The following is a 9,118-nucleotide window of genomic DNA, read 5'->3' as shown; positions in this document are numbered from 1 at the left end:
GTGGTCGGATTGTCGATTACGACAACGACAACGACAACGACAACGACAGCGTACCCGGGTTCTCGGTCACCACATCAGTTCTGATCGCACCCCGGGCGCCAGCCGTTGGAGCCGTCTGAAGGTCGCCCTGTGGCCGCGCTAGTCGGGTTTCCAATCCCGGCAGAGAATGTCGGCGATGGGCCAGGGACACTGGTTCGGAAAATCGCTCAATCCGGTTTCGTCGATCGCCTTCGCCAGCGCATCGTTCCAGGCAGCGCACCACCAGTCGGGGTCATCGAGGCTGTGCTTCAGGCTTGGGGTGTGCCGCAGGCGATGGGCAATACCGTCTCGCTGAACCCGAATCGGGGCCTCCCAACTGCGGCTCCGGCGCGCGGGTTGGAACTGCCACTTCAGCAGATGTGCGAGCAGCACGGCCATCCGGCTCGCCAGCTCGCGCTGTTCGCTCTTACCCACGTCTTCGATCTCCTCGGCCAGGTGTTCGATATCGAGCCGGGCGAACTGGCCGGCGCGCAGTAACCGCGCCTGTTCGTTGGCCCAGGCGATCACGTCCTGTTCGTAAGCGGCGGTGCTGGTCATGCTATCGGCCTCATTCTGATTTGCCATCGATGCGGAGCCGAGTGTAGAGCACTCGTCGCACTAAAGCGCCATACGCCTTTTCAGCTCATCGACGAACCGCGCGGCCCACCCGGACGCAGCGGTCACCTTGGCCGGGTCGATCAACGCCAACAGCTTAAACGAGTGCTCGCCCTTACTATAGGCTGCCTTGGTCTTGCAGGCAGCGGTTGCGGCCTTGAGGGAACCGTACAGATCAGTCTTGTCGAGCGTCTCAATGGCTCGGGATTCCGCGGGCAGGGCATTGGGTTTGAAGCCCTGAGCGTAAAACGCCTGGAGGGTCGGGCGGTCCGCCAGCAACCAGGCCTCCATACACTGGACCATCAGGTGACAGTCGCGGTCGTCAGCGCCATTTGGCTTGCTCCAGCCATCGCCCGGTTGCCGGGCCAGATGCGCCCACGGTTTCCATCCGGCCACAGCGTCGTGTGGCTGGTGCTTTGCCGCTACCCCGACCTCACTGTCTACCAGCAGCAAGGCCGGTTGTCCATTGACGAGCGCCGTGCAGAAGTCATCAAAGGCCGAGCCGCGACTGCCGCAAGCGACGATCTTGGGCAGCCGAACGACCCCGGCCTTCTTCAGAAATTCGGCGAAGCCCTCGCGGCAGGCGGTCCGCAGTGTCTTGGAGTCACCCCCACCCTCGACGAAGACCTTGATGGCTACCATCGTGTCCCTCCGATATCGCCGCGTGTCCACAACTCGCCCAATCGGTATTTTTCCAGCCAGGGCTTGAGGCTTTCCGCATCGAGACGGCGCAGCACGGTGCCGTTGTCGTCCTTTTCAACGACGAGCACGGTCTCGGGCCGGTCGGTCATGGCATCCACCAGCACGTCGGAATGGGTGGTGACGATGAGCTGGCAGCGCTCCGACGCATCCTTAAGCAACTCGGCCACGGTGGGCAGAATGTCCGGGTGCAGGCCAAGCTCCGGCTCCTCGATGCAGACCAGTGGCGGCGGTTTGGGGTGGCAGAGGATGGCGAGCAGGCACAGATAGCGCAACGTGCCGTCCGAGAGGCGTGCGGCCGGGATGGTTCGATCGCCTTCCTGAACGAAAACCTGCACGGTGCCGCCTTCGATCTGGACCCCATAGTCATCAATACCCTCGTAGAGCTTGCGCAGGGCCGTCAGGAGGCGGGCCTTGACCGCGGGCTCGCGTTGAAAGCGGTTCAGGATCAGGCCGAGGTTACTGCCATCGGATTCAAGGTACTGATTCGGGAGAGCGGCATCTTGTGGTCTGCGTGCCGCCGACCGACGGCCAAAGCTCCAATCGCGGTAAAGGCGGATCGCCTCGAAGTTCTGCGCGAGACGGGTGATTTCGGGGTACTGCTCCGGGTCGCGGCGCTGGGCGAGGATGGATTGGCTTGGGTCGTAGTCCGGTGATTGAAGTGAGCGGATCTCCCCACCTACCCGCAAGTCTGCCTTAATGACCATATAATTAAAATAAACGCGACGGGGCTCCGAACCTTGCGCAGAGTCGGCATCGTCGATCAGCTCACCCACTAGACCGAAACCGCCGAACGTATTCTTCAAAAAACGGAGGTTATAACGGAGAGCGGGACGGTCGGGTAGGTTGGACGCGACCACCATAACATTGGCGATTGGGTCGCGTTCGCCTTGGTACCCCTTCCAAAGCCACTCCTGTACCCCGCCACCTTCGCGAATCGGCTTCTGCAAATCCCGCGGCGCGTTGTGCAGTAGATCAAAGGCTTCGAGCAGGTTGGACTTACCGGAGCCGTTCGCACCAATCACGACATTCAGATTGCCTAAAGGCGTCGCTTCGGAACTCTCGCCGAAGCTCAAGAAACGGTCGAGCTTGATGGAATGGATCAGCATAACGAATGCTCCGGATACGCTGGCGGCGCCAAGACCCGCGGCGCAGAGCGCCTGACACAGGCGTAACACCGCGCAGCGGTGTTACGAGAAGAAGGGAATGTCGGTCCCCCAGTCAGTGCATCTCTTCACCGTAATAGTTGTCGGTGTAATTCTCGAACTTGGTGTACTTGCCCAGGAAGGCGAGGCGCAGGCTGCCGATCGGGCCGTTACGCTGTTTGCTGATGATAATCTCGGCCACGCCCTTGTCCTTGCTCTCGGGGTTATAGACCTCGTCGCGATAGATGAAGACGATCAGGTCTGCATCCTGTTCGATGGCTCCACTTTCACGAAGGTCCGACATCACCGGCCGCTTATTCGGCCGCTGCTCCAGACTGCGATTGAGCTGCGACAGGGCGATCACCGGCACCGCCAGTTCTTTGGCCAGGGCCTTGAGCGAGCGCGAGATGGCGGAGATCTCGGTGGTGCGGTTCTCGTTCGACCCCGGGACCTGCATGAGCTGGAGATAATCGATTACGACGAGCCCCAGGTCGCCGTGCTCACGCTTGAGCCGGCGCGCGCGGGCGCGCAGTTCGGTGGGCGACAGCGCCGGGGTGTCGTCGATGAAGAGCGAGGCCGCGGCCAGGATGTTGACGGCCGAGGTCAGGCGCGGCCATTCATCGTCCTCCAGCTTGCCGGTACGCACCCGGTGGGAATCGATGCGCCCGAGCGAGGCCATCATGCGCATCGCCAGCGCGTCCCCCGGCATCTCCATGCTGAACACCGCCACCGGCTTGCCGCCCTGGATCGCGGCGTGCTCGGCTAAGTTCATGGCAAAACTAGTTTTCCCCATGGACGGGCGCCCCGCCACGATGATGAGATCCGAGGGCTGGAGCCCGGAGGTCATCATGTCGAAGTCGGTGAAGCCGGTGGCCAGGCCGGTGATGGGCTCGTCGCGGCGGTAGAGGTCGTCGATGCGCTCTACCGCCCGGGTCAGCAGGGCCTTGATCGGCTGGAAGCCGGCGCCGCCGCCGCGGGTCTCCTGCTCGGCGATCTCGAACACCCGCCGCTCGGCCGCGTCCAGCAGTTCACTCGCGTCGCGCCCGGCCGGGTTGTAGCCGCTGTCGGCGATGTCCGTGCCGGCCGCGATCATCTGCCGCAGGACCGAGGTCTCGCGCACGATCCTGGCATAGGCCTTGATGTTGGCCGCGCTCGGGGTCTCGTTGACCAGGGTCCCGAGATAGGACAGACCACCGGCCGCGTCCAGTTGCTCGGTGCGCTCCAGGGTCTCGGCCAGGGTCACCACGTCGAAGGGCTGATCGTCCCCGGCGAGCTTGGTGACGGCGCGGAAGATCAGGCGGTGCTCGCGCCGGTACAGGTCGCGCTCGACCACCATGTCGGCGATGCGGTCCCAGGTGCTGTTGTCCAGCATGAGGCCGCCAAGCAGCGACTGCTCGGCGTGGATGTTGTGGGGCGGGACCCGCAGGCTGTCCATGGCGGTGTCGGGATAGGGGACCAGCAGTTCCTGGTCGGTCGGTTCGAGCATAGTTCCCTCGGCGGGCGCGCCCCGCGGCGGGCGGCGGGCTGGCCGCCGCCCGCCGGGGCACGCGATGAATGGCAACGCCGCCCCGGTGGGTGGGCGCGCGGATGGGGGGCGGTGTGGCCTGCGATTGTGGCCCCGGACCCGCGGGGGGACAAGGGGGAGATTGGTGGGGCCAGGGCGCCGCGGGGGGTGCGCGAGGCCGAGTCGCGGCGGGACGCCGCTCCCACACCGGACGCGGCGCGGCGGACCGGGGCCGATGACAAACCGGAGGTCGAGGCTTCAGCCGGATGCGGCGCCGCTGCCCGCTAACGGCCATGAGGGGTTGTCCGTCACCCCCACGGTAGCCCGACTGACGCGATTCTTCTCTGCGCCTCTGCGCCTCTGCGTGAGATTCTTTAAGAGGTCTCACGCAGAGACGCAGAGGCGCTGACCCGCGACGCTCGGGTAACCTGCGAGGCCTCGTCGCGGCTGAAGCCGCTCCCACAGCGTCGCGGCGCGACTTTCACGGTAAAGCGTTGGCCTCCGGGTGAGTCGCCCCGGCCATCATGGGTCGAGCCTCCTTGGTACGGAGTCCTGCGAAAATCGCTTAACTCGCCAGGCAGTTCAATTCCGGTCCGCAGTCGGGCAAGATGTCGGGCTGACCAGCAGCGAGAACGCGACCGATGAGCCAAGATGCCCCCTTTTGGGAGACCACGCCCCTGAGCGCGATGACCAAGGCGCAGTGGGAGTCGCTGTGCGACGGCTGCGGCAAGTGCTGTCTGGAGAAGTTCGAGGAGGAGGACACCGGGGACATCATCTACTCGCGCATCGCCTGCGCCCTGCTCGACACCGCGACCTGCCGCTGCCGGGACTATGAACACCGCGCGAACCAGGTGGCGGACTGCATCGCCCTGGTCCCGGCCGCATTGGAGATGCCGAACTGGCTGCCCGAGACCTGCGCCTACCGGCGCCTGCGCGAGGGCAAGCGCCTGCCCAAGTGGCACCCGCTGCTGACGGGCGACACCGGGTCCGTGGCGAACGCCGGGCACAGTGTCCGCGGGCGGGTCATCGGGCCGGAGAGCGGGGAGGACCCGCTGATGAATCTGATCGATTGGATCAAGTGACAGTCTTGGATCAAATGACAGGTCAATGATGGGCATCGCTCCCGCTCTGCCCATCCTACAACAGACACCGCCGCCCGCAACCCCCCGCCCGCGCCGACCATGGCATAATCCCCCCAAGCACAGAGGGATGGGACCATGGCCGACGACACCTTATTTGATGGCTTCCTGAGCCACAACAGCCGGGACCTGGAGGCCGCGCGCACCCTGGCCGCCGTCCTGCGCGACCGTAAGCTTCGGTCCTGGATCGACCGGGAAGAACTGCGCGCCGGCGAGCCCTGGCTGGACGGACTGGCGCAGGGCCTGCACGCCTGCCGCAGCGTCGCGGTGCTGGTCGGTCCCCAGGGTCCCGGCCCCTGGCAGATGGAGGAGACCCGCACCGCCCTGGACCTGGCCGTCCGGGGGCGCCTGCGGGCCTTCGCCGTGCTCCTGCCGGGGGCCGGCGAGGCCCCCGCGATCCCCGCATTCCTCGGCAACCGCAACTGGGTGGATCTCCGCACTGGCCTTGAAGACCCGGCCGGCCTCGACCGGCTGGTGTGGGGCATCACCGGCGCGCGCCCCGTGCGCCACGCGGCCGACGAGACCCCGCGGCCGTCCGGGACCCCCGCGGCCCCCGCCGGCGTCCCCGCGGACCCGCCGACCCTGACCTTGCTCCTGGAGTGCCGCGGCGACCAGGTCACCGTCGGCGAGCAACCCCCGCAAGCCGGACCGCCCCGGACCACGACCCTCGCCGAGCTGCGCCGCCTGCTCGCCACGCCGAACCAGGGGTCGGTGTTCCGGACCCTCTTCGAGTCCCCCGCCCACCTCGCGAACCTCGCGACGGCCGCCGGCGGCGCCCCCGCGGACGACCCCACCCGCCACCCCCTGCGCCTGCGCCTGCTGTGCGCCGATCCGCGGATCGGCGCCCTGCCCTGGCACCACCTGCATTATCAGGGTGAGCGCCTCGGCGGCCAGCCGGGCTGGATCATTGAGGTCATGGAGCGCGCCGCGGGCGGCACCCTGACCATCGCGCTGGAGCGGCCCCTGGTCGTCGCCCCCGCCGATCCGGCGCTCGCGATCAGCGCCCGCAGCCACGTCACCCTGGTCACCGCCCACCTGGCCCGCCTGTTGGGCGCCCCGCGCACCCCGGTTCCCTGGGCGAAGACCGAACGGGACTCTGGACACGGCTGCGCCCCCTGACCCAGATCCTGCTCATTCAGCTCACCAAACCGACCGGGCTGCTGTCCAGCCTCGGGCACACGCTGGACCTGATGACCCGGATGGCCGCCGGGACGGCGGAACCCGCGGCCGTGTTCAGCCGCCTGGGCACCCCCGAGGGTACCCACCTGTGGCTCGGCGGTCACGGCATCCGGCTGCGCCTGGGCGACGGCGACGCCCGGGTCATCGCCCAGATCCACGCACTGCTGCTGCGCCTGCTGCTCGGGCGCGCGACCGAGAAGCGCCAGGTCACCGGGAAGATCCACGAGGTGCCCGCGCGCAGTCTCACCTTCTACGGGGTCTGCGGCGACGCCCAGGCCTGTGTGCACGACTTTCCGGAGCAGGTCCGGCGCCATGTCGAGGTCTATTATCGCGACCATAGGATCACCGTCGAAACGCGCCCCTTCCCGCTGACCATGAGCGCCGGCACCAGGGTCCGCGACGAGGTGGCCGACCAATTCAACCAGGATCTGAGCGTCACCCAGGTCCGCCCGCTGCGCGCTGCGCTGGAGGCGATCCCGGTGGTCCCCCCGGACGCCAAGGACAAGGTCGTCATCGCCCTGTCGTGGCTCCTGGAGCCCGGCCCGGGGTTCACCCCGGCCCAACTGCCGGACTGGCTCGCGCAGCGGAAGCGGGGACTGCTGGACCTGCTCGGCCACGCGCAGGTCCCCGCGTCCTTTCGCATCTTCATCGGCGCCTGTATCCAGTGGCCACCGGACTGGCCGGGCAGCGACCCGGGCGGCCTGCAGCGCCGCATTGACCAGACCCTGGAACGGACCGAGCCCAGACACTACGTCCATTGCATTCGGACAGCAGCGCCCGGGACCTGCGCTACGACTTCGACGCCGTCGCCTACCTGCGCGACGCCTATCTCGCCTCGCTGCCGTTGCGTGCCGACCCAGACGCGGCGGCGATCCCGCCCAAGCGCACCGACCCGCGCTATCTGCACCAGGGCAAGCTGTGGCAGGCCTACGAGCACGACGGCGAGTGCGTGCTCCTGATCGACGAGATCGACAAGGCCCCGGCCCCGCTCTTTGTCCACAGCTTCGACCTGGCCGCCTGGGTGCTGGGTGGGTTCGGCGCCCAGCACGACGCACTGAGCGTCGAGTTGTGCGCCAAGTCGATGGCCCTGCTGGATCTCATCACCCTGGCACTCTACGACAACGAGCCCCGGCACCTGCGCGCTGCGGACCGGAACCGGAACGCGCCAGAAAACCGGAATCAGAACATCGGGTTGCGTTGTGTGCGTGGTTCCGGCCGCCAACCTGCCGCCCAGGCTTGTGCGCCGGGCGCCAGGCAGTCCCGCCGGGGCGCACCGCGCCCCTTCCCCGGCCCGCCCGCTCCGGTAGGCCCCGGCGCCGACAGTCCGGGCGGGCCGCCTCACCACCCGGCCGCCCCGCTCGCCAACCGCGTTCCCTGCCCCCGGAGTCCAAGGCTTCAGCCTTGGCGCCCTCCAAGGCTGAAGCCTTGGACTCCAGGCGCCCATGAAGACCTTGCCGCGCGGGCTCTTCGACGCCCTCGCCGCGCCTGATGCACTGTGGCTGGCCTACCGGGCGGTGCGCACCGGCAAGCGGCGCGGACCCGCCATGGCCGCCGATGAACTGGACGCGGACCGCGACATCATGGCCCTGAGCCGCGAACTCCTGGCGGGCCTCTACCGCCCCCGCCCCTGGGGCCTGCGCCTGATCCACGATTCCAAGCCGCGCCTGATCGCCGCCCCGGCGGTGCGCGACCGCATCGTGCACCGGTCGCTGCTGGGTGCCATCGGCCCCCATTTCGAGCGGCGCTACCTCGCCACCCACTTCACGCGCGGCCCCGGTACCGGCGTGCACCAGGCGATACTGGCCTTTCTGGCGGCCAACCGCCGCTTTGCGTTCCGGCTGCACCTGGACATCCGGCGCTATTTCCCCTCGATCGACCATGAGACGCTCGAGCGCCTCCTGTTCCGGGAACTGCGCGACCGCCGGGTACGCTGGCTGATCCGGCAGATTCTGCGCTCCGGCGAGTCGGTCTACCGCAGCGAGCTGGCGCGCGTCGCCCTGGGCCCGGGGGTGCTGCCGCTGCCGCCGCGCACCGGCCTGCCGCTCGGCTCCTGGTTCAGCCAGTGGGCGGGCGCCTTCTACCTGGATGGGCTGGATCAGTTCGTGAAGCGGGAACTCAAGCTCCCGGGCTACCTGCGCTACATGGACGATTTCGTCCTATTCGCCGAGAGCGCGGAGCGCCTGACGGCCGCCCGCGCCGCGGTGGCCGACTGGGGCCTTGATCACAATTCCGCCCGCCTCGTTTCGTCCCGAGGTCGCCGGCCCGTTGCAGAACATGGCCTTGCGCGCGCAAACCCACATCGACGGGCCGGTCTTGGGCGGATTTATGATCAAGGCCGCCGACTGGCTCGCCGCGGAGCGCGGTTTGACCCTGAACCCGCGCCACGACCGGATCGAGGCGGCGGCACAGCCGGCGGTGTTCCTCGGTTACCGGGTGAGTCGGGCGGGCCTGGGTCCGAGCCGAGGGCTGCGCCGACGCCTGCGCTCACGCATCCAGACGGCGGCGCACCGGGGGTCTGAGGCACTGCGGCGGACCCTGCTGTCCTATCGCGGGTTGCTCGGGTTCTGAGGGTGCGTTAACAAATCAACATATTTGTTGAACAATCGAACAAGAGCCCCCGCGGCGGCGGCTGGGGGCTTGATCATGACTCCGGCCACCCTGCCGGATGGGAGGTCGCGGGTCCGCACAGCGGACCCTTGTATGCTCTGTTCCAGGGATTGACAGGGATGGTGGATACACGGATGTTGCGGAGCGTGCCCGGGAAGCCGTCGGACCCTGAAGCCTCGAGCTTGTACGTAGATTGGCTCCCCGCCCTCTTC

At 67.6% G+C, this 9,118-nt stretch carries 9 protein-coding genes; 5 read left to right on the top strand and 4 right to left on the bottom strand.

The window, feature by feature from the left end:
• Positions 1–138: 138 nt before the first annotated feature.
• The 4 genes from QZY48_RS00720 to dnaB all read right to left on the bottom strand — a co-directional run bounded on the left by QZY48_RS00720 (position 139) and on the right by dnaB (position 3,963).
• Positions 139–576, bottom strand: coding sequence for a DUF29 domain-containing protein (locus QZY48_RS00720; protein WP_295426501.1), 438 nt, complete (start codon positions 574–576; stop codon positions 139–141).
• A gap of 60 nt (positions 577–636) precedes the next feature.
• Complete coding sequence (locus tag QZY48_RS00715; RefSeq protein ID WP_295426499.1) at positions 637–1,275, bottom strand: DUF4276 family protein; 639 nt, start codon at positions 1,273–1,275, stop codon at positions 637–639.
• The gene (locus QZY48_RS00710; RefSeq protein ID WP_295426497.1) at positions 1,269–2,441 is read right to left on the bottom strand and encodes an AAA family ATPase; all 1,173 of its coding nucleotides are present in this window, start codon (positions 2,439–2,441) and stop codon (positions 1,269–1,271) included. The genes QZY48_RS00715 and QZY48_RS00710 overlap by 7 nt, the downstream gene beginning before the upstream one ends.
• A 112-nt stretch (positions 2,442–2,553) precedes the next feature.
• Positions 2,554–3,963, bottom strand: coding sequence for a replicative DNA helicase (gene dnaB / locus QZY48_RS00705; protein ID WP_295426495.1), 1,410 nt, complete (start codon positions 3,961–3,963; stop codon positions 2,554–2,556).
• 659 nt (positions 3,964–4,622) lie between these two features.
• Between dnaB and QZY48_RS00700 the strand changes: the two genes are divergently transcribed.
• The 5 genes from QZY48_RS00700 to QZY48_RS00680 all read left to right on the top strand — a co-directional run bounded on the left by QZY48_RS00700 (position 4,623) and on the right by QZY48_RS00680 (position 8,818).
• Positions 4,623–5,063, top strand: a complete 441-nt coding sequence (locus QZY48_RS00700; RefSeq protein ID WP_295426493.1) for a YcgN family cysteine cluster protein — start codon at positions 4,623–4,625, stop codon at positions 5,061–5,063.
• 135 nt (positions 5,064–5,198) lie between these two features.
• On the top strand, positions 5,199–6,239 hold the full coding sequence (locus QZY48_RS00695; protein ID WP_295426491.1) for a toll/interleukin-1 receptor domain-containing protein: 1,041 nt from the start codon (positions 5,199–5,201) through the stop codon (positions 6,237–6,239).
• A gap of 71 nt (positions 6,240–6,310) precedes the next feature.
• Positions 6,311–7,258: a hypothetical protein gene (locus tag QZY48_RS00690; protein ID WP_295426490.1), complete on the top strand. Its 948-nt coding sequence runs from the start codon at positions 6,311–6,313 to the stop codon at positions 7,256–7,258.
• Entirely contained in the window at positions 7,144–7,788 is a 645-nt protein-coding gene (locus QZY48_RS00685; RefSeq protein ID WP_295426488.1) for a hypothetical protein, read from the top strand. The genes QZY48_RS00690 and QZY48_RS00685 overlap by 115 nt, the downstream gene beginning before the upstream one ends.
• On the top strand, positions 7,742–8,818 hold the full coding sequence (locus QZY48_RS00680; protein WP_295426485.1) for a reverse transcriptase domain-containing protein: 1,077 nt from the start codon (positions 7,742–7,744) through the stop codon (positions 8,816–8,818). Before QZY48_RS00685 ends, QZY48_RS00680 begins: the two co-directional genes overlap by 47 nt.
• Positions 8,819–9,118: the final 300 nt, after the last annotated feature.

Origin of the sequence: uncultured Thiodictyon sp. (assembly GCF_903828115.1) — a bacterium.
Lineage (GTDB): Bacteria > Pseudomonadota > Gammaproteobacteria > Chromatiales > Chromatiaceae > Thiodictyon.
This window is presented reverse-complemented; position numbering and strand designations above follow the sequence as displayed.

What these genes read in the sequence shown, in the direction of transcription:
- QZY48_RS00710 (WP_295426497.1), bottom strand. Translation starts at nt 2,441, where the DNA reads ATGCTGATCCATTCCATCAAGCTCGACCGTTTCTTGAGCTTCGGCGAG.
- QZY48_RS00720 (WP_295426501.1), bottom strand. Translation starts at nt 576, where the DNA reads ATGACCAGCACCGCCGCTTACGAACAGGACGTGATCGCCTGGGCCAAC.
- dnaB (WP_295426495.1), bottom strand. Translation starts at nt 3,963, where the DNA reads ATGCTCGAACCGACCGACCAGGAACTGCTGGTCCCCTATCCCGACACC.
- QZY48_RS00680 (WP_295426485.1), top strand. Translation starts at nt 7,742, where the DNA reads ATGAAGACCTTGCCGCGCGGGCTCTTCGACGCCCTCGCCGCGCCTGAT.
- QZY48_RS00690 (WP_295426490.1), top strand. Translation starts at nt 6,311, where the DNA reads ATGACCCGGATGGCCGCCGGGACGGCGGAACCCGCGGCCGTGTTCAGC.
- QZY48_RS00700 (WP_295426493.1), top strand. Translation starts at nt 4,623, where the DNA reads ATGAGCCAAGATGCCCCCTTTTGGGAGACCACGCCCCTGAGCGCGATG.
- QZY48_RS00715 (WP_295426499.1), bottom strand. Translation starts at nt 1,275, where the DNA reads ATGGTAGCCATCAAGGTCTTCGTCGAGGGTGGGGGTGACTCCAAGACA.
- QZY48_RS00695 (WP_295426491.1), top strand. Translation starts at nt 5,199, where the DNA reads ATGGCCGACGACACCTTATTTGATGGCTTCCTGAGCCACAACAGCCGG.